Origin of the sequence: Shouchella sp. JSM 1781072 (assembly GCF_041949915.1) — a bacterium.
In the GTDB taxonomy this organism is placed as follows: Bacteria; Bacillota; Bacilli; order Bacillales; family Bacillaceae_D; genus Shouchella.
On record NZ_JBHFQE010000002.1, the window covers coordinates 56,943 to 80,050 of the forward strand.

The window sequence follows — 23,108 nt, forward strand, 5'->3', positions numbered from 1 at the left end:
CTTACCCCTTCTTCCTAGCATGAACGATATATTGATAAGCTGTTGCCCGCTCTTGAAGATCATCTACTGGTATTTGAAACGCTGTTGCTAGAGAACGTAACCCTTCAATCAATTGATCTTCTCTTTCCCCAGTGTTCATCAATTGGGTGATTGATTCTATAGCAAACCCATTCTCTTCAAACAGCTTTCGTATTTCTTCTTTCGTAAAAAATCGGAAATGAGTCTTATCGAGTAAGCCTGATTCTGCGTATGTCCATGTTCCTTTCAACAACTGTTCGATGATGGTAATATGTCCAACATTTGGGATGCTTGCGTAAATGGAACCTGAAGGCTTGAGTAACGTTGCTGTTTTTCTCACTACACGCCAAGGGTCTAGCATATGTTCGAGCACATCACCAAACACAACAGCATCAAATTGCTGGTCGTGAAAAGGGAGTGTGTCTGTTTCAATGTTTGCACATACGACTTGGTCGAGCCTTGCTTTCGCTTCTTCTGCAGCCTCTGATATAAGTTCAACCCCTGAGACGAGTCCTCCTGTCTTCACCTTAATCGCTTCTCCTAAATACCCCGCCGCACATCCAATATCAAGAACTGCTACATCAGTTGGTTGAATTAAATGTAATAGCGCATGGTTCAGCACTCGATAATAAGCACTTTCTTTACGCTCAGATTGAGTCATTCTTTTGGCTCCTTTCTCTGACAACATCCTTCAGTATATGCGCCGAGCGCTTGTATACATGTGCGTCAGAAAAAAGAGCTGGACCTAAAGCAGATGTCGCTTTTGATCCAGCTTCTCCTTATGGATTACTCTTTTACGGCGCCGCTCGCAATGCCCGCAATAAAATAACGTTGTAAAAACAAAAACATGATAAAAATAGGCAATACAGAAATGGTTGCTGCTAGCATAAGCTGGCCATAATCAAGATTATCTTGCCCGCCGAGAATGGATAACACAATCGGAAGTGTATACATATCTTCCGTCACGATTGCCACAAGCGGCCATAAGAAATTGTTCCACTGGTGGGTAAATAAAAAGATCGAGACCGCGCCTATTGCCGGCAGCATCATCGGCAGTGCAATCCGAAAAAACATTCGGTACTCTCCGCAACCATCAATTCTTGCAGATTCAAGGATGGAATCTGGAATAGACTTCATACTTTGCCGCATAAGAAAAATGGCAAACGGATAAGCAAGTTGCGGTAAAATAATTGCGCTATATGTATTTAAGATGCCTAAATTTGCAAACAACTCAAATTGTGGAATGATAAGCGCTTGATAAGGGATCATCATTGACGCTAACAAAAGCGCAAAGATTGGCCCCCTCCCTTTAAATTCAAATTTTGCAAATGCATAACCTGCTGCCGCACTTATAATGCCGGCTACACTTGTAAAGATGACGGTGATAACCGTTGAATTCCACAATGCTTGAAAGATATCGATGTTCGCAACTAGATTTTGAAAGTTTTGTACAAGCTGATCTCCAGGGACTAAGTTCGGCGGTACGGATAGCAATGCGCCTGAAGAGTTTGTCGCTCCCACAACCATCCAATAAAAAGGCCCTAACGTAATAAAAAGACCTATGAGTAAAACAAGATATTTTAATAGCTTCCCAACTAGTTTCATTCACGATCACCTGCCACTCTAAACTGAATAAACGAGAGAATCGCAATGATAATCACGACGACGTAGGCAATAGCAGAGGCATAGCCAAAATCAAAGTATTCAAAACCATTTTCATACAAATACATCGTAACCGTAGTCGTTGCATTGATTGGTCCACCACCTGTGAGATTAAATGCTTCATCAAACAATTGGAAGGTACCAATCGTTGACATCACAACAGCAAATAATAAAACCGGTTTTAACTGCGGCAATGTGACGGAAAAAAACTTGCGCACTGTACTTGCACCATCAATGCTTGCCGCTTCATACAAATCTTTTGGAATTACTTGTAACCCTGCCAAAATGATAATCATATTGTATCCAGTCCAACGCCATATGGTTACCATGATTAAAGATACTTTTGCCCAAAAAGGATCATTAAGCCAAGGAATTTGATCCACACCGACAAAGCCAAGCATATAATTCAAAATCCCAAAATCTTGATTTAATATAAGTAAAAAGATAATCGCCGCAGCCACTAACGATGTTACCGTAGGGGTGAAAAAAGCGACACGTAGAACCCCTTTATACTTATGTATACCACTATGAAGAACATTTGCAAGAATGACTGCAAGCATCGTCATAACAGGTACTTGCACGATTAAAATAATAAATGTGTTAAATAACGACTCGTAAAACAACGTGTCTTGAAAGAGCCTAATGTAGTTATCAAATCCAGCAAACACATTCACGCCTGCCTCATTTGTCGTAAAACTTAAAATTAGCGAGTAAACAATCGGATATCCTGTGAATAAAACAAACAAAATAACCGCTGGTGCAATAAAAATATAAGGCGCAAGACCACCTGTTGAACGATTGTTCTTCTTCTTTTTACGAATCGGTGTAGATTTGTTTGATAATGCCCGCTCACTCATCGCTCGACCCCCGTCCCGTTGCAGACTCTAATCGATTTGCTGTCGTATTAAGGGCATCCTCAATTGCGACATCTTGCAAAATCACCCGACCAATTGCATCATTAAAATTGTTCTGCCCTCTTAAATAGTCATCGGTGAAATTCACAACGGGCAGATTCAGTGCCTCTTCAGCAAAAACATCAAAGATCTCTTGTCCGCCGTAGAAATCGATCCCTTCACGCATTTCAGGGCGGTCGATCGCTTCAATTAAAGCTGGATAAGCACCATAAGCTAAAGCGCCATATACTTGATTATCCACGTGAACACTCGCAAATTCTCCGAATAAGTAAGCCGCTTCTTTGTTCGTGGACACTTCTGTTATCGCTAAATTTGACCCTCCATCATTTGCTGCCGTACTTCCTCCCTCTTCAAATGCTGGTAAATGCATCACTCGCCATAATCCTTCTTGTTCAGGCATCTGGTCTTCTATGATTCCTTTTTGCCACGATCCACTGATTACAGAAGCAACCGCATCATTCTTAATGGCTGCATTGATCTCTTCACCGGTAGCTGCGTGTAACAACATATTCACATCTTCCATTTCTTTTAATGTTTGCATCGATTTATGCGCGGCTTCAGTATTCGCTGTTACGTTGCCATCCAAATCAAAATAAAACAAATCGTGCTGTTGCAGCATAGCGCGATAAAAACTGGTGTCGCCATTTAATTGAATCCCAGTCATGAACATGCCCGTATCTTCACGCATTTCTTTACCCGCTTGAATGTAGTCGTCCCATGTCACAATTGATGCGGGATCGATCCCAGCCTCTTCAAATAAATCCTGACGATAGAAAACCGCCATTGGTCCAGTGTCTCGAGGAAAAGCCATTACACCTCCATCATCATTGATTAACGGCGCAATTTTCCCTTCCACAAATTTATCTTGATGTTCGTCAAAGCCCATTTCCGACAGATTGACAAAACTTTCAGCAAAATTGTCCATATACAAATCGATCCGTTGGTTTTCGACTTGTACTAGATCAGGTAACTGACTTTCTACTCCAGCCGCCAGTCCTGTGGTGAGCCGCTGATATACTTGATCACCACTAAGTTTCATCACATTCACATTAATATCTGGATACTGTTCTTCAAATGCTGGCACAATATCGATTAAATAATCAGCTTCTAAGTTCCAAGCCCAAACCGTAACATCTCCTTCTGGTACATCGGTTTCACTTACAGTTTCCGTTTGTGCTAAACAACTTGTTAGCATTACTGATGAAACACAAATGCTCATCCATCCAAATCGAGTTCTCATTTCACCCCTCCTGTCTGATTATGAAAAAAAGTAAAATAATTTAATTTATTGAGCTAATTTCATAATTCGAGTTTGATTCGAAATGACGTACACTCTATTTAAAATGGCGAACGCTTTCACCACAGGCAAGGCCTCAGCCACCGCAAAAAACGCTCCATTGTCTTCGGTCACGTGCTGTTCCCCTAGGAGTCGTCGCCATTCAATAAAGCGAATGTTGCAAAAATGTTGCTGTTATCATTCGTAAAAATGACTACTACTTAATATGAAATTCATCATATTGACATCGCTTTCATTTTTTCATAACTTCTAATACTTGTCAATTTGCCTTTTTAATATAAAACTAGCTCATCGAATGGATCGATAAGCTAATGTTCTAGGCGTTTCCTTCCCACTCTAGAAAAAATTGATCTAAAAATTGCTCCATAAGTGCATGCCGCTTTTCGGCGACTTCTTTTGCCGTTTGCGTATGCAGACCATCTTTTAATTGTAATAGTTTCTCATAAAAATGATTAATGGCTGATGATTTTCCATGGCGATATTCTTCCCTTGTCATTTGTCCTCGTACGGAAAGAGTTGGATCATAGATAGGTTGGTTCCTTGCTCCGGAATATTGAAACGTTCTCGCAATCCCAATCGCACCAATCGCATCAAGTCGATCAGCATCTTGCACAATTTTTGCTTCAAGTAGCGAAAGCTCCTGCCCCTTGCTAAAAGAAATGGTTTGAATAATGGCAAGCACTTTATACAATGCCGATTTTGGTAGCCCTTGTTCAACCAAAAATTTCTTCACCTCTTCAACCGCTACTTGTTCATTTGCGACGATTTTATCGTCAATGGTGTCGTGAAGCAATGCCGCCAGTTCTACAATTTGTTGATCAGCATTCTCTTTTTCAGCTAACATTACCGCTACTTTTCTCACACGATCAATATGGTACCAATCATGCCCCGTCGTATCGTGGGCCAAACGTTCTTTCACCCAATCTTCCGTTCGTTCGATTATCATTTCATCAGTCCCTTTCGTTTATTTTTTTTCTTCGGATAATGAAAAATGGATCGAACTAAAACAAAGAATAGAAACGCCACACTTGGCCATATCCAGAGTGTTGCAATCCCTTCGTCAATAAAAAGAAAGACTCCATATCCAATCAGCGGAAAAGTCGCTGCAAATGATGCCAGTTTAAACATCATTAAAAAAGTCAGCTTTCGTTCCAATAACTTTGCCAATGTCAGTGCAATTGCGGCAATTGCGGCAAGTAAAAAGTAAATGGCACCAGCGAAAATTGGGAAGAACACAAATAGAAAATAGACAAAATAAATAGGTACTGCCAATTCTCCTAGCACACCTTCCGCATTCCAATACGACTGAACCGATAACGGTATACAAATAAAGACGAGCCAAATACCAACATAAAAAAACGGGACACCGATTCGAGTCCGATTTAATTGAAAGACGGCTTTCTTTTTTGGAAGTTGAACACTTAACTTTGCTTGCTCCATAAAATCTCTCATCTAACGTCCCTCACTCTATTATCATTCTGTACCATTTTACATGAAATTGAATGAAGATGCGCTTAAATCTACGAAAGCGTTTGTTTAATTCATTGATTTGTTGGGAAAACATCTTTATTGAATCTGAATACATTCGAGGTGTTAATATGGAACAGTTGTTTAATAAGTCTCAACTTTTAACACGACTCTTAGACCGAACAAAAGTAGGTGTTCTTGTCACAGATCCGTCTCAAGATGATAATCCAATTGTCTATGCTAACCAAGGATTCACGGATATGACAGGGTATGAAGAATCGGAAGTCATTGGGACAAACTGTCGTTTTCTTCAAGGGGAAGACACAGATAGAGAAAAAGTTGATCAAATTAGAGAAGCCATTCGCAACGATGAGTCCATTTCAGTTGAAATTATTAATTATCGCAAAGATGGAAGTTTTTTCTGGAATGAATTAAACATTGAATGTGTCACGCTTGATCAACCTGAAGTGAAATATTTTATCGGGATTCAAAAAGATGTTTCCGTTCAAAAAGAAGTCGAATTAAGCTATTTTGATACCGTGCAGCGAATTGACACGATTTCCACACCTATTGTTCCATTAGTTAACGGAATTGCAGTTATTCCACTCGTAGGGGAGTTTGGTAAGGAACGCTTTGACCATATGTTTAATACCGTCACAAAAGAAACCTCCAAACTCGATCTATCAACATTAATTGTCGATGTTTCAGGATTGGAAGATTTCGACGAATATGTTGTTGAAGGCATTTTTCGCTTACGAGATATTTTACAACTTGTCGGAACGGACACCGTGCTAACAGGAATATCGCCCATTCTTGCAAAACAATCAATTAGCTTAAAAGAAACGAAGTTAAAAGGAATGAAAACAGCTAGTTCGGTAAAAGATTTTCTTCGAAGTCATCTTGAACGAGAGTGAAACTTCTCTCTTTTCCACACGTATACGTAGAAGAGATGTAGAAGAGGAGGATGGAATATGGCCGATTTTCCGTGGTGGGTGCTTATTCCCCTAGCTGCCATTTTATTTCCCATTATTACCATATTAATTAACAACCGCGCTCATTTAAAAGAATTAGAAATGCGCCAAGGGATGGGACCTGAGTTCGAGGATATCGACAAGAAGCTTGATCACATTCTTGAACGGCTTGATACAATGGAAAAAACAAAAGAATAAGAGAATCGACACTCTTATTCTTTTTCAAGCCATTTTTCTAAAAATTGGCCAACAGAACCGTAACGTGCGCTTTTATCCGTTTGAACAGCTTTTCGCGCAATCGAATAAAAACGTTCTGGCGCTTGCCACTTATCAAGAGAACGGTCAGTCTCCCCACCAAATAAAGCAAATGCCATCGCTCCCATTGTATAGACCATTGTCTGCCTGTCAATCGTAGCCCCTTTTTCAAATTCCTCAGGAGCCATGAAACGAGACGATCCCCACATCCGCCCCACTTCATTGGTGTACGGGACTTTCGCATACATATCGATGTCACAAATCGTCAGTCTATCAGACGTAAAGTTATACAATAAACTCCCATCATAAAAATCAATTAAGACATAGCCTTCCTCTTCCACATACTTATGGAAAGAAAGGATTTGTTTAAACGCGGTAGATTTTTTCTCAAACGGAAGCTGCCTGAACCGATAAAAAGGAGAATCAGGATGCGTATATTTTTTCGGCGGTGGAAATTCCCAGTGTGGATGCAAGTTCTCTCCGTTTGTCCAAGCAAAAACAAGCCCGTAGCCATTTGGTGTCTTAATAGCCTCTATAAATTGAATTAACGATGGATGCTGCAAATCACGATAGACCCTTTCAGCCTCTTTTAACCTCTGTATCGACTCAGAGGGTGTGTTGTTATGGTAAATCGTTTTAGCACCCGCATACTTGATGAAATATCGCTCTGTTCCTTTTTTCACACCAAAGCTAAGATTTCCTGAATCTTGTTGATCAAAAACGTTAAACACTGTCCCGTAGGATTGAAGCCACTGAAAATCATGCAGTTCTTTTAGCTGAAACGTTTGGCCGTCCACGCTTTGCGTGACAAATTTTCCTTCCATAAGCGTTCCTCTCCCCTATACTTATTTCCGTAGCGGCTCCCCGTACGCAATGTGGTCGTGTAAATGCTTAGAATCTTGATAGGCTCCTAACTCAAAATCTGAAAATAAAGTCCAGACCTCTGTGTAAAATCACGATACACTGGTTTTATAATTTGATTAGGTCTGTCTAAAAACTGTTATCTTTTACCCGAAAATGGAAACGATCGATTCAAGTGATAGTCATCACTTATCGCGCGGATGGACGTTTTCACCACAGGCACAAGCGCGACATCCGTTTGCGCTACGTTGTCACTTGCTCTCACGGTGTCTTCTTTGCCGCGGGCAACGCCTCAACTCCTTCGAAAACATCACTCTTGGATTTTCGGACTGTCACTTTTCCCGTCGGAGTCGCCATCCACGCTAACGAGTAAGACATAAGAGAAAAATAATCTGTATATACACCTAGTTCTATTCACTATATTTTCTAGAAGAGTCAAGCCAGTATTCATAGACGTTCATGAGCACTGGCCCGATTAAACGATTTCTTGAGTCCTTGTTGACAAAAATCCGAATGACTTTTTGCCCCGGTCGATTTTTTGGTCATCTCCCTGAGATTCTTTTAAGAAACAACGATCACTCCTGCCCTTTTTATAGTGAAATCGAGTGATTTCATTTATAATCGGATTAAAGGAGTGATTGTTTTGAATTTTTATATTGCTTCATCTTTTGCAAACATTGATTCTGTTCGGGCACTATCTTTGTCTTTGAAGAACGATGGATACGTTCAAACATACGACTGGACGCAAAATGAACGAGCAACCTTAGCACAGCAATTAAAAGCAATTGGTGAGAGGGAAAAACAAGCTGTACATGATGCCGATATATTCATTCTTTTATTACCTGGAGGAAAAGGCAGCCATGTTGAATTAGGGTTAGCCCTTGCGTCGAATACAAAAATTTTCATTCACTCGCTACCTGGCTATGAAATAGATCCCTCTACTTTCTATTATCTAGATACGATTACCTCTGTCCAATCAACGTTAAACGAATTAGCCTTGTCGATTAAACAATGGGTTCAACAACACTCCTATCTTTTTAACGAGCGATCAAGACCACCTTTATCTATCTAGAAGGAGAATAGTATGACTGTATTTTTACGCTTCATATCATTATTTTCAATCCATATCGTGTTGTTTCTCGGCTTTTCGTTTGCTTTTGTCACGTTAGGCCTCTTTCCTTATAATTACCAACTCGTTGAGGCCGATCAAAATGCCATTGTGTTAGAAACACGCATTCTAAATCAACAGACTACGATTGACTTTTCTGGTCGAGAGTTGGATAAGACAAGTTCTGAACTAATGGCTGCCATAACGAACAACTTTCTAACGAGACTCGATCGCTTTTTACTATTTATATCCTTATCATTAGCAGGTAGTTGTACATCCATCGGCTCTTATATCTTACATAAACGAAAAGAAAAGATCGTGAAAAAACATTACACTTTCGCAATTGCCCTCTTCACAGTTCAGCTTTTCCTTTATGGGGCTCTCTACATTTATGAAGTGAGTAAACTTCATAACTTTATGAATGGGTGAGCATCTGAATTCGCTAACTGAGCTTCTTCTGATAATAAATAAACCACTGCTCTTGCCCATTCCACATAAATGACTCGGAATGTCCATTAATTTCTGTAAAACCATTCTTCAGCAAAATTTGCTGCGATGCTCGATGAGCCGACGTTGTTTTCGCGGTTAGTTCGTTTATTCGATTAGCCGCGCGTACTTCTTCAATTACTAATTGAAGTGCTTGTGTTGCATAACCTCTTCCTGAAAAAGCCTCTCCAATTCGATAACCGATGTCAGCTTGATTCCCATCGATCACTAAATTGAATCGACCTACGAGATTATCTGCTTCATTAAATAGAAGATAAAAGATTCCTTGCCCATCCTCTTCTTCCTTTATCAGACTCGTTAAACGTTGTCTAAATTCATTTTTGTTATAAAATGCATCGCCTCTGCTCGGCACCATGGATTCAAAATAGCTTCTGTTTTCTAATTCGAATTGGTGGAGTGCTGCTTCATGCGCCATGCTTAACGAAACGAGTTTGATTTGTGGTTTCTGCGAATTAGTATTCGTTTCTTGAATCAGTTCTGCAGATTTTTTCAACCTGTTCAGACTCCTCTTTTTCAGACTTATTTAAAACATTTCGTTCAAATTTGTTACCAGAATGTAACCTTCTTTATATGTATAGAGAGAGCAAGGTTTTCTGACGTTAAACTTGAGGTATACCAATTGTAAAGAATTTATGAAGATCGTATAATAATGCTAACATGATGCTTAGGAAGTCGACGTGCATGATCTATGAATCTTCGAACGACGCATAAGGAGTGGAAGGGATGAAGAAGCAACTCAACATGAAAAGCTGGCTAATGAATGCTGTTACAACGTTTGCGGCTTTACTTGTCCTTTTAACCGCTGCACTAATGTTTGTTGGCTATAAAGCCACAAACCCGGCTGTTCGACTCCTTGAGAGTAATCCTAGTCATTACGACCTTGAGTACGAGGAAGTTCAGTTTTCAAATAAATTTGATCATATTTCTCTAAGCGGCTGGTGGATTCCTTCTAAACATAATTCCATTTTCAATAATGATAAAGCCGTTATTTTTGCTCATGGGTATGGATATAATCGGACTGAAATGCCTTTTAGTCCCTTGAAATTGGCTAGTCGTTTAAGCGAAGAAGGCTACCATGTGTTTATGTTTGATTTTCGTAACTCCGGTATGTCTGAACAAGCACCGACAACGTTTGGCGGAAATGAAAAAACAGACCTTTTAAGCGCCATTGACTACGTAAGCGAGACGCGTGGTGTTGAGGATATCGCTTTAATGGGTTGGTCGATGGGCGCGGTTACGTCCATTATGGCAGGAGCAGAGTCTGAAGAAGTCAAAGCAGTTATCGCCGATTCGCCTTTTGCCAATTTGAGTGAGTATGCTGCTGATAGTTTTGAATACTGGACTGGGCTGCCAAAATCATTTGCAACAGGTACAACGCGCGCCATTGGGGTCATGGTTCCTGGCTTTAATCCAACAGATGTCACGCCACTTTACGCGGCACAGTCCTACCCCGATGACAAAGGTCTGTTTTTAATTCATTCTATGCATGACGGTGCGATTCCATATTCCGAATCAGAAGCCATCCACAATAGTGCAGCCGGAAGTGAGCTCTGGCTTCCGGAAAAAGGCGGCCACATACGCAGCTATTTCCACTTTGAATCAGAATACGAAGAACGTGTTTTACAGTTTCTTGATCGTCATTTTATTCGTCATGAACCGTTTATCTCTGATCCCGTTCATTATTTATAAACCTTGTTAACGTTATTGTTTAACAAGGTTTTTCTTATTGGCTGTTAGTTTGTTAAACACATAGGTTAAATCAACGTCTTCATATAAATGTTGGGGTGTCCATGGAATATAATGGTTAGGGGAAATTCCTACTTTAGACATCCCTTGACCGTTATCGATACGCATTAAACGTGAGGTAGGGTAATATAATGCAAAACCGTCCCACTCGGCACGAACAACATTGGAATAATCATTTAACCCTTTTGTTGGACGTCCCACTACCGTTACTTTTGGCGATAATTTTGCCAACTCTACAAAAGCATCGCCTGCACTTCCACAATACACATCAGTAAGAACAAAGATCTGTTTTGGTGTTGCGGTTCCTTTTTTGAATAAATCCGGCTTCGCGTGCAAGGAAGACATGGCAAATCCTGTCCCTCTATGTTCCTGCCACATCGCTTCGTATCGTTTTAACAGATCAATTGTTTCTAGATTTTTTTCTTGAACCAGCATCTGTTCTATACTTGCCAGCTGTCTCTTGGCAGAAGCTTCAGTAAAATTGAAGCTCATTTCGTGAAAAGTCGAGTCGACTGCTATGCCTTTTTCAGGCAACATATAAGGTAGTAATGAGGCAAAGCTTGATGTTGAGCCACCACCATTCGTGCGCACATCAATAATCCAATTATTCGAACGTTCAAGTAACTTACGCTGGTTTTCTACTAGTTGCGCGATGCTTTCAGCGTTCATAAAATCAGTAAAAGTCAGCAATACGATATCATTCATGACTTCTTGAACAGCGTATGTTGGGGGGCGATGGTTTTGCTCATAATGCGTAAAATTATATTGAAATACTTCTCCATTAGGTGTCACGGCCTCTGCCGTCTTACACTGTTGCAAAATAAACGTCCAATCTTCTCGCTCAGGGTGGTGTTCATTTAAATAACGCTCGTATTTGTTTCGACTATCTAAGATCCGTTCTCCATCTAACGAGCGAAAATATGTACCAATTTTCAAGATATTCGCTTCATAGACACTCGTTACGTAGAGACGATCCTCATACCGGCGCACACGAAATCCAACATCTTTTTTTGTTTCCCTTCTTGATTGCTTTTCATCTAAAAAGAACAAATGCTGATCATCAAAATCGAGCAGATAATCCCGTACAACTTCAACAAAGTCTTCTCGATTCTCTACTTCCCGGACTTTACTTGTAAATGCTTTAGGTTGATCCCAACCTTTTTTATCTTCACAGCCTGCGTAGTCGTAATGCATGACTTTTACAATGTTGCTAAACACTTGTTCCATCCGCATGATTACCCACCTATCTATAAAAGATACTCTTCTATTCTAGTATAGAATGAAATGATTGGGAATCTTTTGTTGTCATTTCTCTTCTAATGAAAAGACAGGTTTCATATTTTTCTGATGACATTCGTATCTAATTTTAATTCTTCTTACGTCCTAAACTATATTTATGCTACACTAAATAGGCTGAAAATAGTATATATTCTGATCCTGGTGAAATTTCATCAGACACTGTGTGGATAACTTGCTAAAAAAAGCTGGATCGGATGAAAACAGGGAGGAATTCGATTGGATTGGATCGTTCAATCTGGAACTTTTATATTTGTTACGTTAGAAATTGTATCTCTTATTTGCTTACTTTTGTTTGGCCTAACACGGTATTGGTTCGACCACCACAGACTAAGTATCGGCTTTATCCTTCTTTTCATCGTCATAACTGCACTTGAAGCCGTTCTTGCTTGGATCCTCTATAGTCAAACAGGAGAAATTTCTACACTGCAGATTATTATAACTATATTTGTATTATATGCGGTAACGTTTGGCATACAAGATTTTCTAAAACTAGATCGCTGGATGAAAAAACACATTGGGCGGTGGCGTAATATTGAACTTTTAACAGAAGAAGACTATAGACAAATGAAAAAGCAAAAAGATCCTTATTATCAAGCGAGACAATATCGTTATTACTCAATGGTTCACGCCACTCTTTTTCTAGCCTTTCAAATCACTGCTTTTTATTTCGGTACAAATAGCTTCGACCATGCTCTTATGTACCTTAGTGACTGGTCATGGTTCAACGAGGATTCATATGAATCTACGCCATATCCGAATAACTCGATACATCAAATTAGTATGGTCTGGGGGATTGTCTTCGTAATCGATACGATTTATTCATGGTCTTACACCTTTTTCCCTAAAAAAGAATCCACATAAAAAACCGCTTACCAGCACCCTTTTTCTCGTCTAATCTAACAATGAGTCCATATACATAGTAGCAATGAGAAAAAAGGGAGGTATTCTTAGTGAGTATTGCTCCACCTCGACTGCAACAAGGAGATACAGTTGGAATCGTCACCTTAGGCAGTCCTCTCGCCGCCGATACCATCAATGAGCGAATACGATTCTTAGAACAGTTAGGCTTTTCGGTAATCGTTGGAGATAGTGTGTATGAACGGACTGGCTTTCTAGCTGGTTCTGCTGAAAGTCGGGCAAACGATTTTATGAACATGATACGAAATCCCGAAGTGAAATGGATTTTACCTACAAGAGGAGGAGTCGGTGTTGCCGGTATTATCCCTTATTTAAACTTTGCAGAGATTCGAGCTAACCCTAAAATCATTTCTGGTTATAGCGACATTACGATCCTCTTAAATGTGCTTGCACAGTTTTCAGATTTAATTACGTTTCAAGGGTTGCTTCTCATTGATTTTCGTGAAAATACACCACCTTATAATGTTGAACAATTTTTTTCTACCACAATGAATGGTTTTGCTCCCTATCCCCTGACAAATCCTCCTTCCATCCCATTAGAAGGCAGAGTTTCGGGTGTCGCAATAGGAGAATTAATCGGAGGAAACTTAACGTCTTTTGTTGGTTCCCTCGGGACACCCTATGAGATTGACACAGCTGGGAAAGTACTATTCTTGGAAGACACTCACGAACCGACGAATACCGTTTATCGCTATTTGGCTCAGTTAGAAGCAGCAGGTAAATTTAATGATTGTGCCGCGATTTTAATGGGAACGTGTACAGATTGTCCTGTTTCTTATAGCACGAGCTATCAAGATGTCATCAATTCTTTTCTTGTTCCTTTGGGGAAACCTCTAATTACAAATGTCCAATCGGCACATAATTATTACAAAGCAACCTTACCGATTGGCGCAAACGTTCGAGTAGATGGAACAAATGGAACAATTACTATAGTCGAAAATACTGTCCAATCATGAGAGTGAATGAATCACTCTTTTTTCTTTTCTTTTTTTTCTGTATACTAAATGAAAGCGCTTAATAAATAGATGGAGGTACATATGACTCAGTTCACAGAAGAACAGCTTGTTCAGTTAAAGGAAAACGCTCAAAACACATTAATCGAAACGCTTGGAATCGAATATCAAGAACTGTCGACCGATAAAGTCGTTATGACAATGCCGGTTGGGCCACCCGTTCACCAACCATATGGCGTTTTACACGGCGGTGCTTCCGTTGTGTTAGCGGAAACCGCTGCTTCGATCGCCACAGCTATAAACATTAACCCTGAAACCCACGTTTGTTTTGGGATGGAGATTAATGCCAACCATATTCGAACCATGTCTGAAGGTACGTTAATTGCGACCGCGACACCTTTTCATAAGGGAAGATCGACAATGGTGTGGCATATTGACTTAACAAATGAAGAAGGAAAAACCATCTGTATCTCTCGCTGTACCGTTAGTGTAATGGAAAAAAGAAAGTAACGTTACGTGAATGCAGTAGTAAAAACGAACAGCAAAAAACGTCATAAATGGAAAGGTATCCTTCATGACGTTTTTATGCTGTAAAACGAATGTATATCTTACACAGGACTTAACTCTTCTTTAGGATGATATTCCTCTGTCTCCTTAACTTCTTCCGAGATTAATCCAGATAAAACATGAACACGGAGAATAATCCCTTCTAAACGTCCCTCATCATTCACAACTGCCAATGGAAAAGCAGATTCAAGCGCTTTTGGAATTAAATCGGTCACATAGCAATCCGCTTTTACTCGTTGAATGTCCTCTGAAATCACTTCTGCGAGTGTTTGTTTTTCTTTTATCCCTTTTATCGCTTGATCAATGGTCAGAATACCTTTTAAAATGCGACCTCGATCCACAACGAATACGCTAGATAAACCGTGTTGCTGCATTTCTTTCACAGCAACATTCAAGCCGTCCTTTAGTGACACGATCGCATTTGGTTTCATCATAATATGAGATGCTTGAAAAACTTTCGATCGATCAATATCTTTAATAAATTCGGAAATGTAGTCGTTAGCAGGTGCTTCCATAATTTCTTCTGGTGTACCAATTTGAACGACTTTCCCGTCACGCATCACCGCAACACGATCACCAATTTTGAAGGCTTCATTCACATCATGAGTGATAAAGATAATTGTCTTTTGAAGACGCTCTTGGATATCTAACAGCTCTAACTGCATTTCCCGACGAATTAAAGGGTCAAGTGCACTGAATGGCTCGTCCATTAAAAGAATGTCTGGATCATTTGTCAGGGCTCGAGCAAGACCGACCCGTTGCTGCATTCCGCCTGAAAGTTCATCTGGATACTTGTCTTCATAACCCTTTAACCCTACAATTTCAATGTTCTTCATCGCGATTTCTCGACGTTTTGCTTTTGGCATCTGCTTAATTTCTAGACCATATTCAACATTAGACAAGATCGTACGGTGGGTAAACAAGCCGAAATGCTGAAAAACCATAGCGATCTTGTTTTGACGAACTTTCTTAAGCTGCTGGTTTGAATACTTTACGATATTCTCTCCATCTAAAATGATTTCACCGTCTGTCGGCTTATTTAAAAGGTTAAAACAACGAATTAACGTCGATTTCCCGCTCCCTGACAGCCCCATAATAACGAAGGTTTCACCTTTTTTTATATCCATTGAGGCATCGTATACGCCAACTGTGTGGTTAGTCTTCGCTAAGATTTCTTCTTTCGTCATACCGTCTTTAATCATTGGGATGACAGACTTCGGTTTCGGGCCAAAAATTTTAGAGACATTTTTAAGTGAGATTTGTGTGGTCATGACGTCACTCTCCTATGTCGTTGAATTTTATTTGCTACACCGCTCGTTAAACGATCAATGATAATCGCAATAAATACGATGCTCAATCCGGCTTCAAACCCTAAAGAAAAATTCACCGTATTAATCGCAATTAACACGTCTTCCCCTAGACCTCTTGCACCTACCATTGAGGCAATTACAACCATTGCCAAAGCCATCATCGTTGTTTGGTTTACACCAGCCATAATGGTCGGTATCGCTTGAGGAAGTTGAACCTTCCACAACGTTTGCCCTTTTGATGAACCAAATGATTGTGCTGATTCAACCATAGAAGAACTTACACCTCGAATCGCAAGTTCTGTTAAGCGAATAACGGGTGGAACCGCATAGATAATCGTGGCAAAAATAGCCGATACGTTTCCAAGGCCAAAGAAAAAGATTGCAGGAATTAAGTAAATAAAACTTGGCATTGTTTGCATCGCATCAAGGACAGGACGCATGATGATGGAAAACCATTTACTAAACGCCATTAAAATTCCTATTGGTACTCCTATAATTAAACAGACAATTACGGCGCTCATAATAATTGCGAGTGTCGTCATCATTTCTGACCAATAATTAAAGGTTCCTATAATAAAAATAAACAATCCATACAACAGACCCGAACTCCATTTTTGCAAATACCAGCCAAGGGCAACCACAATTAGAATAAATAACCACCATGGGAAAAATTCAAGAACATCATTGATTCCATTAATGGTGCTCACACCGATTTGAAAAATAAAATCAAAAAATGCTGAAAATGTTTCTCTAAGCCACTGCACAACGGCTTCTGCATAATCACCTAGACGAATCCGAATATCAGGAAAATCAAACATCCGTTAAGATACACGCTTGTGTACCTATTCACCTCACTTTATACTATTTTTGAACAACAAGGAGGCTAGCGCACTGCTAGCCGCACTCCTTATTACAATGCATCTAGAACATCCTGAGCAATATCATCTGGTAACCAACTTGTCCAAATATCTTGATATTCTTCCATCCAGCGCATCGCTGCTTCTTGCTCACTTAAACCGTCTTCTTCCATATAAGCAAGCGCTGCTTCGGTTAATTCACTGCTTGTTTCATAGTTTTCTAGAAATTCCACTACTTCCGGTGCTTGGTCAGGTAAATGCTGATTAACAGCAACCGTCACATCATTAGGTGGGAATGCGGTTGTACGATCTTCTTCCCACTGTTCTTCGTCGTAATCATCTTCTTCCAGCAACGTTAAGTCATACTGTGCTGTAATCCCTGTAGGCTCCCAGTAGTAGCCGACCCAGCCTTCACCATCTTCATAAGCCCGAACCAAATCTGTCACCATACCAGCATCTGAACCAGGGGCAAATAAATTAAATGTTTCTTCCAATCCATAAGAATCAAATTTCATAGCTATATCTTCGTAAACGGCCCAATCACTTGGCGCATTTAAAATTCTTCCCATGCTTGAGTCTTCTGGATCAGGAAAAACATCAGGATAATTCACAAGATCTTCAACCCGCTGTAAGTCTGGAGCCATTGGTTCGATATCTCGATCAGGGTCTCCTTCAATCACATAGGTTGGTACATAAAACCCTTGTTCGTTATCATCGAAATTCATTGAAACTTCAATAATCTCACCGGAATCAATCGATTCATCATATAATTCACGAATGTTATCGGTCCAAATTTCCATATACACATTAATATCACCATCTCGAAGACCTTGAACGGTAATGGGGGTTGAGCCCATTGTTGTTTCCGTATCATACCCATAGCCTTCTTCAACAATAAACTGGGCAATCGCATTATGAATTCGTAAACTTTCCCACCCTGCATCGGCAAACGTAATAACTGAGATCTCATCTCCATCGCCGTTCCCAGAATCATTTCCACATGCCGAAAGTAGAGCGATCGTCGCTACTAAACTTACACCAAATCGTGTCTTTTTCATTGAATAACCCCTTTTTTTATTTTTCTTTAATTTGTAATTGACCAACTTTATTATAATAAAGCGGTTTCTCATCCACAAACTCGAAATAGCTGAGTATACATGTGTATCTTTTCTTGAGGGACCCTTTACTATAAGCGATGGCTTTATTTCTTAAAAATCATCTATAATTCGAGTCATTTCAACATGATCCAATCTCTTTCTACATTTTTCTTAAAATTGCCCGAATTCAGATGCAAATTCCCATTCCCGGATTCTGTCGAGGTTAAACCTAAAAAAACAAAACAGCCTTTGCTGTTTTGCCTTTTTTCATCCTCTATATGAGCGCCCGTTTTTTCTTTATTAACTCTTGATATTCTTTATCTAACGCCGCTTTTTCCGTTTCATCAACTACGGTTGATAAGCGGGAAAGTAGCGCTGATAATTTAAACTCAATCGTTAATAACGACTCATCCGGTTTTTCCGTTTGCTCTTTTTCTTGCTCAACCGATTTTACTTTTGCTCGTTCCTTTTCAAAGGATAAAAGGTGCGTCGCCACTTCCTCCACAAGCACTCGATCATGCGTTACAAATAAAATGGTTCCAGGAAATTCATTCATTACTTCTTTAAGCGAATCTTTTGTTGGTAAGTCTAAATAATTTGTTGGTTCGTCAAGGAGCCAGACGTTTACATCGCTTAGAAATACTTTCGCTAAAGCAGTTCGAACACGTTCCCCTCCACTTAAATTGATTCCTTTTTTAAAAACGTCCTCTTTTTTAAAAGCCAGTCGAGATAAAACTGTTCGTATAAATGTTTCTGAGTAACGACTGTTTTTCCCTACATTTTCTAAGATCGTTTCTTCATCTAAAATATCTTGTTGATGTTGAGAAAAATAACCGATTTTCGCTGGTTTAGCAATCGACACGGCTTGCGCGTCAATTTGTTGTAAGAGTGTTGATTTACCAGATCCATTTTCACCTATTATTGCGACACGACTACCTGCGGAAACCACGCCATCAACTTCTTTAAGCAATCGCCCATTTACTTTTACTTTAAACGCTTCAAACTGCATAATTTGTTTACTATGAATAACAGGAAAACGGCTTAAATCAAACTGAATCTTTGTTTCTCCCTTAGGCTTTTCTTTCTTTTCTAATTGGGCTGCCCGTGTGAACATCGCTTCAGCAGCGCGATTTATTTTTGCTTTCTGCACACCGCTACTTCGTTTGTGCAAGCGCGCTTCCGAATTCCCCATTCGTGACGGTGCTTTTTTAATGTTATCCGAGCGTTGTTGCGCTTGTTTTGCAGCTTGTATGAGTCTATTTTTTTCGGCATGGTACGATTGATAAGCCTTATGAGCTTGATCCAACTCGATTTGTTTTTGTGCTTGATAGGCATCATAATTTCCTTCGTATACCTTCACTTCCCCATCTACAATCTCCCAAATCGTCGTACAAACTTTATTGAGGAATGCTTTGTCATGAGATGTGATGAGAAGCGCTCCTGAAAATTGGCCGAACGCTTTTTCAAGTTGTTGAATGCCATCCATATCTAAATGACTTGTTGGCTCATCTGCTAGTATAATCGCTGCTTGCGCTTCAAGAGCTTGTGCAATCTTTGCTCGTGTTTTTTCCCCACCGCTTTTCTGGTGATGCGATGGTACATGCCACTGACCTCCTTCTTTAGCAGGGACATTATTAGGTCCTTCATCAAGTTGCTGGATGTAGGTAGCTTTATCGTAAAAGGTCACTTGACCATCATCTGGTTGGTCTTCCTTCGCAAGCACATTTAACAACGTTGTTTTTCCTGCTCCATTCTTTCCAACTAATCCAATCCGATCCCCTTTGTATAGGGCCAAAGGTTCACTATTTATGATTACTCTTGCACCAAAATATTTTTCTAATTTTGTCGTTTGTAGCAATAGCATACAAAAAACCCCCTCTAGTTCAGTTAGAGAGAGTTCGCCCGTAAGAAATTAGTCAACAAAAAGACACCCCACCCAAAGATATGTTACGGTGGTCGTATTTTTTCCTAATCTATGAAGACAGACGAATCCCTACTCTAACGTTCATGAAAAAAGATATTCAACTCGAATTCGAGTGAATCAATCGTTGTTCAATTACGTTGGGTCGATTCGATTACTGCTTCATTGTATTAGGCACCAATTTCCTTTCTTCTATATTGGCTACGATCATGCCACAGAGGGTTTCGAATGTCAACTATACTCTTATGTTCACAACTCGTAGTATTGCTTTGCCGCTTTCTCAAAAAATGTAATGGCAAACGCTTTAAAATCCTGAGCAGCTCGTGTGAGGTAGCGATCTTCATTCCAAGCGATGCCGATCTCTCGTTTGCAAACTGGATTGGTGATTTCAAGCTGAACTGTTTTTGGTAGCGTTTCTCTGAGTAATGACAGTTGAGGGGTAAACGACACCCCTTGACCCAATTCAACCATTCGTAAAATCGCTCCAGCTTCCTCAAGTTCAATTGTTGTTGTCGGTTCAAATCCTGCTTGTCGACAAAAGGCATCAATCAGTTCACGAAAATGATAGCCTTTATTTCGATTAATTACTTTCTCTCCTTGTACCTCAGCTAATTCAATCCGTTTACGATGAGCGAGTCGATGATCAAGAGGAACCGATAAATAGACTTCTTCTTCCATTAATACTTGCCATTTTAACCCTTTTCCTTCAATTGGACTTGTACTAATACAAAGGTCTACTTCCCCTTCTTCAAGCTGTTTCACCATTTCAGGAGCAGAGGCTGAATAATGCAAGATATGCACATCTTTGTGTTTCTTTAAATAATCATTAAGAAAATGAGGCAGGATATGAGGCAACGCCATCGATACCGAAATTGTTCGTTCCGATAGCTCTGCTAAGTCGCGAACTTCTTTTCTTCCTTCTTGCATTTCTAGAAAAATACGCTCAACACGTTGGAGAAATACTTTGCCATTTTCATTTAAATGTAATCCTTTTTGTGTACGTTCAAATAACGTAACATCTAAATCTCTCTCTAACCGTTGAATCACTTTGCTTAAAGCAGGCTGAGACACGTGAAGTACTTTTGCAGCTTTCGTCATATGCTCAAGTTCTGCCACCACTTTGAAATAGGTTAATTGTAAAAGTTCAATCGTCATCACGCTCCATTATAACGTTAATGTTATCGTATTATGCGTATTTATGTATTATACAGAATGTGTCGAAACAGTTACGATTTAAGTAACGATACATGACTTTCATCACTTACTGAAAAAGTAAGCGGTTACGAAGTAGGTATCAAGATTTTAAAGGAGGACAACATCATGGGAAAACTTCAAGATAAAATCGCCATCATTACAGGTGCAGCTTCAGGAATGGGAAAAGCGGAAGCACTTAAATTCGCTGAAGAAGGCGCAACTGTAGTCGTTGCAGATTTAAATAAAGAAGGTGCTGAAGAAGTTGTTCAGCAGATCGAGGCAAACGGTGGAAAAGGACTAGCCATTCAAGTCGACGTCACGAAAAAAAGCGACTTAGAAGCGATGGTTTCTAAAACCATTGCTGAATACAAGCAAATTGATATCGTTATCAACAACGCAGGAATTTTCGACAAGTATACGGCAAGCTTAGATACAACAGATGAGCAGTGGGATCTAATTTTTAACATCAACTTAAAAGCAATTTTCCAAATATCCAACCTTGTACTGCCGCATATGATTGAGCGTGGAAAAGGAAATATCGTTAACATCGCGTCAATTGCTGGGCTTGTTGCACAAATGGGTGGAGCCGCTTATACAGCATCAAAACACGGGGTCGTTGGCTATACAAAACATTTAGCTGCCGTTTATTCTTCAAAAGGCGTTAAAATTAACGCGATTGCCCCTGGAACAATTCGTACGCCTCTTACAGAGGAGATGTTAAAAACACGTCCGACGAACAAAATTCCGTTGGATCGTTTCGGGAATGATTATGAAGTCGCAGAACTAGCCGTCTTTTTAGCTTCTGATGATTCTCAATTTATGAATGGTGCGGTTGTACCAATTGATGGTGGATATACGATTGTATAAATGTTTAAAAACAGCCAATAAGTTCGTCTTATCGGCTGTTTCTTGTTAGGAGAGATAACGATGAAAAACAACCAAGACACACATCCGAATCGCTGGCTTATTTTTAGTGCGGCATGGCTAATTATCTTTTTAGTCGCTTCCATCGCGATTTTTAGCGTATTTTCTGAACCAATGACGTCTTTACATGGTTGGTCACCGAGTGACTATAGCTTAGCGTATTCGCTTTATACACTCATTTTTGCGATCGTAGCCATTTTTGCTGGGATCATTGTTGATAAATACGGAGCAAGACCTCTTATGTATGTTGGAGGCTTCCTCTTTGGACTAGGTTGGTTTTTAACTGGTTCCGTTACCACCATCCCTATGCTTTACGTTACCTTTAGTTTAATTGCTGGTACAGGTGCAGGAATGATGTACAACTCTGCACTCGTAACGGCGATGCGCTGGTTTCCAGATAAAGGCGGAAAAGTATCAGGCTTCTTACTATCTAGTGCCGCAATAGGTCCTTTCTTGCTCTCGCCCTTTTCCGCTTGGCTTATTGAGCAAGTCGGTGTAACAAGCGCTTTTCGTATTCTAGGAATTATTTTTGCAGTAGGAATTTTTGCGGTAGGTTGGTTAATGAAAAGTGCGCCAAAAGGCTATCAGCCGCCTGGCTACACACCTCCACAGCAGACGAATGGATCAACGAATATCATTAATTTAAATTGGAAAGAAATGCTCCGTTCACCTATTTTTTATCTCTTATTTTTAACGCTTGTGTTTGCGAGTACAGCCGGGACCATGCTCGTGAGTTCAGCTTCCGTTATTGCCCAAGTTCAAGTCGGTATGACCGCAGCAGCTGGTGCCATCATTGTAAGTGTTAGCACCTTATCAAACTTTGTTGGACGATTGAGCTTTGGTTTTATTTATGACCGTTTCGGCTCCTATGCCTCTCTATCGCTTAATTTAATTATGACGATTGCGGCCTTGTTATTGATGACAATGGCTAGCAATACGGTATTCTTTACCATCTGTATCATCTTGCTTGGATTCGCTTTTGGTGGGTTGCTTGTTGTCTTTCCTCCACTTACAAAAACCACGTTTGGTGATAAGAATTTTGGCATGAACTATGCGATTGTCTTTCTTGGCTATTCTGGCGGTGCCTTTGTAGGTCCACGAATCGCCACCTATTTCCAGGAAACAACAGGGTCATTCACAACAGCATACGTCATTGCTGCAATCTTAGGTGGAATTGGACTCGCTCTCGTAGCACTTATCCTTTACCTGAACAGAAGAAAAGCCCGACGTATACAAGCATCTTCTTAAACGAAAAAACTTGC

At 40.0% G+C, this 23,108-nt stretch carries 26 protein-coding genes; 10 read left to right on the forward strand and 16 right to left on the reverse strand.

Annotation, left to right across the window (positions count from 1 at the left end):
• Position 1: 1 nt before the first annotated feature.
• The 7 genes from ACE1TH_RS09620 to ACE1TH_RS09650 all read right to left on the reverse strand — a co-directional run bounded on the left by ACE1TH_RS09620 (position 2) and on the right by ACE1TH_RS09650 (position 5,343).
• The gene (locus ACE1TH_RS09620; RefSeq protein ID WP_176554340.1) at positions 2 to 679 is read right to left on the reverse strand and encodes a class I SAM-dependent methyltransferase; all 678 of its coding nucleotides are present in this window, start codon (positions 677 to 679) and stop codon (positions 2 to 4) included.
• Positions 680 to 804: 125 nt separating this feature from the next.
• Positions 805 to 1,623, reverse strand: coding sequence for a carbohydrate ABC transporter permease (locus ACE1TH_RS09625; protein WP_255224822.1), 819 nt, complete (start codon positions 1,621 to 1,623; stop codon positions 805 to 807).
• On the reverse strand, positions 1,620 to 2,537 hold the full coding sequence (locus ACE1TH_RS09630) for a carbohydrate ABC transporter permease (protein WP_375078842.1): 918 nt from the start codon (positions 2,535 to 2,537) through the stop codon (positions 1,620 to 1,622). Before ACE1TH_RS09630 ends, ACE1TH_RS09625 begins: the two co-directional genes overlap by 4 nt.
• Complete coding sequence (locus ACE1TH_RS09635) at positions 2,530 to 3,834, reverse strand: ABC transporter substrate-binding protein (RefSeq protein WP_375078843.1); 1,305 nt, start codon at positions 3,832 to 3,834, stop codon at positions 2,530 to 2,532. Before ACE1TH_RS09635 ends, ACE1TH_RS09630 begins: the two co-directional genes overlap by 8 nt.
• A 45-nt stretch (positions 3,835 to 3,879) precedes the next feature.
• Positions 3,880 to 4,005 (reverse strand): hypothetical protein, encoded by a 126-nt coding sequence (locus tag ACE1TH_RS09640; RefSeq protein ID WP_255224821.1) that lies wholly within the window; start codon positions 4,003 to 4,005, stop codon positions 3,880 to 3,882.
• 202 nt (positions 4,006 to 4,207) lie between these two features.
• Positions 4,208 to 4,837, reverse strand: coding sequence for an HD domain-containing protein (locus ACE1TH_RS09645; RefSeq protein ID WP_375078844.1), 630 nt, complete (start codon positions 4,835 to 4,837; stop codon positions 4,208 to 4,210).
• On the reverse strand, positions 4,834 to 5,343 hold the full coding sequence (locus ACE1TH_RS09650) for a hypothetical protein (RefSeq protein ID WP_375078845.1): 510 nt from the start codon (positions 5,341 to 5,343) through the stop codon (positions 4,834 to 4,836). The genes ACE1TH_RS09645 and ACE1TH_RS09650 overlap by 4 nt, the downstream gene beginning before the upstream one ends.
• A 50-nt stretch (positions 5,344 to 5,393) precedes the next feature.
• Between ACE1TH_RS09650 and ytvA the strand changes: the two genes are divergently transcribed.
• Together ytvA and ACE1TH_RS09660 are read left to right on the forward strand one after the other, a co-directional pair.
• Positions 5,394 to 6,272, forward strand: a complete 879-nt coding sequence (gene ytvA / locus ACE1TH_RS09655; protein ID WP_375078846.1) for a YtvA family blue-light photoreceptor — start codon at positions 5,394 to 5,396, stop codon at positions 6,270 to 6,272.
• A gap of 57 nt (positions 6,273 to 6,329) precedes the next feature.
• Complete coding sequence (locus ACE1TH_RS09660) at positions 6,330 to 6,527, forward strand: hypothetical protein (RefSeq protein ID WP_099302239.1); 198 nt, start codon at positions 6,330 to 6,332, stop codon at positions 6,525 to 6,527.
• 14 nt (positions 6,528 to 6,541) lie between these two features.
• On the opposite strand, the gene ACE1TH_RS09665 is transcribed toward ACE1TH_RS09660, so the two are convergent.
• Together ACE1TH_RS09665 and ACE1TH_RS09670 are read right to left on the reverse strand one after the other, a co-directional pair.
• Positions 6,542 to 7,408: a protein kinase domain-containing protein gene (locus ACE1TH_RS09665; RefSeq protein ID WP_099302240.1), complete on the reverse strand. Its 867-nt coding sequence runs from the start codon at positions 7,406 to 7,408 to the stop codon at positions 6,542 to 6,544.
• Positions 7,409 to 7,584: 176 nt separating this feature from the next.
• Positions 7,585 to 7,710: a hypothetical protein gene (locus ACE1TH_RS09670; protein WP_255301169.1), complete on the reverse strand. Its 126-nt coding sequence runs from the start codon at positions 7,708 to 7,710 to the stop codon at positions 7,585 to 7,587.
• A 378-nt stretch (positions 7,711 to 8,088) separates the two neighbouring features.
• Here ACE1TH_RS09670 and ACE1TH_RS09675 point away from each other — a divergent pair, with 378 nt between their 5' ends.
• Positions 8,089 to 8,517 carry a group-specific protein gene (locus ACE1TH_RS09675; RefSeq protein ID WP_375078847.1) on the forward strand — a complete coding sequence of 143 codons (429 nt, stop codon included), beginning with the start codon at positions 8,089 to 8,091 and terminating at the stop codon, positions 8,515 to 8,517.
• 12 nt (positions 8,518 to 8,529) lie between these two features.
• Positions 8,530 to 8,982, forward strand: coding sequence for a hypothetical protein (locus ACE1TH_RS09680; protein ID WP_375078848.1), 453 nt, complete (start codon positions 8,530 to 8,532; stop codon positions 8,980 to 8,982).
• A 13-nt stretch (positions 8,983 to 8,995) separates the two neighbouring features.
• On the opposite strand, the gene ACE1TH_RS09685 is transcribed toward ACE1TH_RS09680, so the two are convergent.
• Positions 8,996 to 9,553, reverse strand: coding sequence for a GNAT family N-acetyltransferase (locus tag ACE1TH_RS09685; RefSeq protein WP_375078849.1), 558 nt, complete (start codon positions 9,551 to 9,553; stop codon positions 8,996 to 8,998).
• A gap of 230 nt (positions 9,554 to 9,783) precedes the next feature.
• On the opposite strand from ACE1TH_RS09685, the gene ACE1TH_RS09690 reads away from it, so the two are divergent.
• Entirely contained in the window at positions 9,784 to 10,749 is a 966-nt protein-coding gene (locus tag ACE1TH_RS09690; protein WP_375078850.1) for an alpha/beta hydrolase, read from the forward strand.
• A 12-nt stretch (positions 10,750 to 10,761) separates the two neighbouring features.
• Here ACE1TH_RS09690 and ACE1TH_RS09695 read toward each other — a convergent pair whose 3' ends face one another.
• A complete protein-coding gene (locus ACE1TH_RS09695) occupies positions 10,762 to 12,039 on the reverse strand; it encodes a S41 family peptidase (protein WP_255224816.1) in 1,278 nt (425 codons plus the stop codon).
• A gap of 282 nt (positions 12,040 to 12,321) precedes the next feature.
• On the opposite strand from ACE1TH_RS09695, the gene ACE1TH_RS09700 reads away from it, so the two are divergent.
• From ACE1TH_RS09700 to ACE1TH_RS09710, 3 genes are all read left to right on the forward strand, one after another.
• On the forward strand, positions 12,322 to 12,966 hold the full coding sequence (locus ACE1TH_RS09700) for a hypothetical protein (protein WP_099302245.1): 645 nt from the start codon (positions 12,322 to 12,324) through the stop codon (positions 12,964 to 12,966).
• An 89-nt stretch (positions 12,967 to 13,055) separates the two neighbouring features.
• Positions 13,056 to 13,979 carry a S66 peptidase family protein gene (locus ACE1TH_RS09705; RefSeq protein ID WP_099302246.1) on the forward strand — a complete coding sequence of 308 codons (924 nt, stop codon included), beginning with the start codon at positions 13,056 to 13,058 and terminating at the stop codon, positions 13,977 to 13,979.
• Between the two features lie 81 nt (positions 13,980 to 14,060).
• Positions 14,061 to 14,486 (forward strand): hotdog fold thioesterase, encoded by a 426-nt coding sequence (locus tag ACE1TH_RS09710; protein WP_099302247.1) that lies wholly within the window; start codon positions 14,061 to 14,063, stop codon positions 14,484 to 14,486.
• A 98-nt stretch (positions 14,487 to 14,584) separates the two neighbouring features.
• Here ACE1TH_RS09710 and ACE1TH_RS09715 read toward each other — a convergent pair whose 3' ends face one another.
• The 5 genes from ACE1TH_RS09715 to ACE1TH_RS09735 form a co-directional block, all read right to left on the reverse strand.
• The gene (locus ACE1TH_RS09715; RefSeq protein ID WP_099302248.1) at positions 14,585 to 15,814 is read right to left on the reverse strand and encodes a quaternary amine ABC transporter ATP-binding protein; all 1,230 of its coding nucleotides are present in this window, start codon (positions 15,812 to 15,814) and stop codon (positions 14,585 to 14,587) included.
• The gene (locus ACE1TH_RS09720; protein WP_255224814.1) at positions 15,811 to 16,671 is read right to left on the reverse strand and encodes an ABC transporter permease; all 861 of its coding nucleotides are present in this window, start codon (positions 16,669 to 16,671) and stop codon (positions 15,811 to 15,813) included. Before ACE1TH_RS09720 ends, ACE1TH_RS09715 begins: the two co-directional genes overlap by 4 nt.
• Before the next feature lie 92 nt (positions 16,672 to 16,763).
• Complete coding sequence (locus ACE1TH_RS09725) at positions 16,764 to 17,768, reverse strand: ABC transporter substrate-binding protein (RefSeq protein WP_255224813.1); 1,005 nt, start codon at positions 17,766 to 17,768, stop codon at positions 16,764 to 16,766.
• A 313-nt stretch (positions 17,769 to 18,081) separates the two neighbouring features.
• Positions 18,082 to 19,671 (reverse strand): ribosomal protection-like ABC-F family protein, encoded by a 1,590-nt coding sequence (abc-f, locus tag ACE1TH_RS09730; RefSeq protein WP_375078851.1) that lies wholly within the window; start codon positions 19,669 to 19,671, stop codon positions 18,082 to 18,084.
• Between the two features lie 306 nt (positions 19,672 to 19,977).
• Positions 19,978 to 20,883: a LysR family transcriptional regulator gene (locus ACE1TH_RS09735; RefSeq protein ID WP_255224811.1), complete on the reverse strand. Its 906-nt coding sequence runs from the start codon at positions 20,881 to 20,883 to the stop codon at positions 19,978 to 19,980.
• A 165-nt stretch (positions 20,884 to 21,048) separates the two neighbouring features.
• On the opposite strand from ACE1TH_RS09735, the gene ACE1TH_RS09740 reads away from it, so the two are divergent.
• Entirely contained in the window at positions 21,049 to 21,789 is a 741-nt protein-coding gene (locus tag ACE1TH_RS09740; protein WP_255224810.1) for an SDR family NAD(P)-dependent oxidoreductase, read from the forward strand.
• 60 nt (positions 21,790 to 21,849) lie between these two features.
• Complete coding sequence (locus ACE1TH_RS09745; RefSeq protein WP_375078852.1) at positions 21,850 to 23,094, forward strand: L-lactate MFS transporter; 1,245 nt, start codon at positions 21,850 to 21,852, stop codon at positions 23,092 to 23,094.
• The last annotated feature ends 14 nt before the right edge of the window (positions 23,095 to 23,108 follow it).

Excerpts from the sequence above, each read along its gene's own strand:
- ACE1TH_RS09620 (WP_176554340.1), bottom strand. The coding sequence starts at position 679 with ATGACTCAATCTGAGCGTAAAGAAAGTGCTTATTATCGAGTGCTGAAC.
- ACE1TH_RS09625 (WP_255224822.1), bottom strand. The coding sequence starts at position 1,623 with ATGAAACTAGTTGGGAAGCTATTAAAATATCTTGTTTTACTCATAGGT.
- ACE1TH_RS09630 (WP_375078842.1), bottom strand. The coding sequence starts at position 2,537 with ATGAGTGAGCGGGCATTATCAAACAAATCTACACCGATTCGTAAAAAG.
- ACE1TH_RS09635 (WP_375078843.1), bottom strand. The coding sequence starts at position 3,834 with ATGAGAACTCGATTTGGATGGATGAGCATTTGTGTTTCATCAGTAATG.
- ACE1TH_RS09645 (WP_375078844.1), bottom strand. The coding sequence starts at position 4,837 with ATGATAATCGAACGAACGGAAGATTGGGTGAAAGAACGTTTGGCCCAC.
- ACE1TH_RS09650 (WP_375078845.1), bottom strand. The coding sequence starts at position 5,343 with ATGAGAGATTTTATGGAGCAAGCAAAGTTAAGTGTTCAACTTCCAAAA.
- ytvA (WP_375078846.1), top strand. The coding sequence starts at position 5,394 with ATGAAGATGCGCTTAAATCTACGAAAGCGTTTGTTTAATTCATTGATT.
- ACE1TH_RS09660 (WP_099302239.1), top strand. The coding sequence starts at position 6,330 with ATGGCCGATTTTCCGTGGTGGGTGCTTATTCCCCTAGCTGCCATTTTA.
- ACE1TH_RS09665 (WP_099302240.1), bottom strand. The coding sequence starts at position 7,408 with ATGGAAGGAAAATTTGTCACGCAAAGCGTGGACGGCCAAACGTTTCAG.
- ACE1TH_RS09680 (WP_375078848.1), top strand. The coding sequence starts at position 8,530 with ATGACTGTATTTTTACGCTTCATATCATTATTTTCAATCCATATCGTG.
- ACE1TH_RS09690 (WP_375078850.1), top strand. The coding sequence starts at position 9,784 with ATGAAGAAGCAACTCAACATGAAAAGCTGGCTAATGAATGCTGTTACA.
- ACE1TH_RS09695 (WP_255224816.1), bottom strand. The coding sequence starts at position 12,039 with ATGCGGATGGAACAAGTGTTTAGCAACATTGTAAAAGTCATGCATTAC.
- ACE1TH_RS09710 (WP_099302247.1), top strand. The coding sequence starts at position 14,061 with ATGACTCAGTTCACAGAAGAACAGCTTGTTCAGTTAAAGGAAAACGCT.
- ACE1TH_RS09715 (WP_099302248.1), bottom strand. The coding sequence starts at position 15,814 with ATGACCACACAAATCTCACTTAAAAATGTCTCTAAAATTTTTGGCCCG.
- ACE1TH_RS09720 (WP_255224814.1), bottom strand. The coding sequence starts at position 16,671 with ATGTTTGATTTTCCTGATATTCGGATTCGTCTAGGTGATTATGCAGAA.
- ACE1TH_RS09725 (WP_255224813.1), bottom strand. The coding sequence starts at position 17,768 with ATGAAAAAGACACGATTTGGTGTAAGTTTAGTAGCGACGATCGCTCTA.
- abc-f (WP_375078851.1), bottom strand. The coding sequence starts at position 19,671 with ATGCTATTGCTACAAACGACAAAATTAGAAAAATATTTTGGTGCAAGA.
- ACE1TH_RS09735 (WP_255224811.1), bottom strand. The coding sequence starts at position 20,883 with ATGACGATTGAACTTTTACAATTAACCTATTTCAAAGTGGTGGCAGAA.
- ACE1TH_RS09740 (WP_255224810.1), top strand. The coding sequence starts at position 21,049 with ATGGGAAAACTTCAAGATAAAATCGCCATCATTACAGGTGCAGCTTCA.
- ACE1TH_RS09745 (WP_375078852.1), top strand. The coding sequence starts at position 21,850 with ATGAAAAACAACCAAGACACACATCCGAATCGCTGGCTTATTTTTAGT.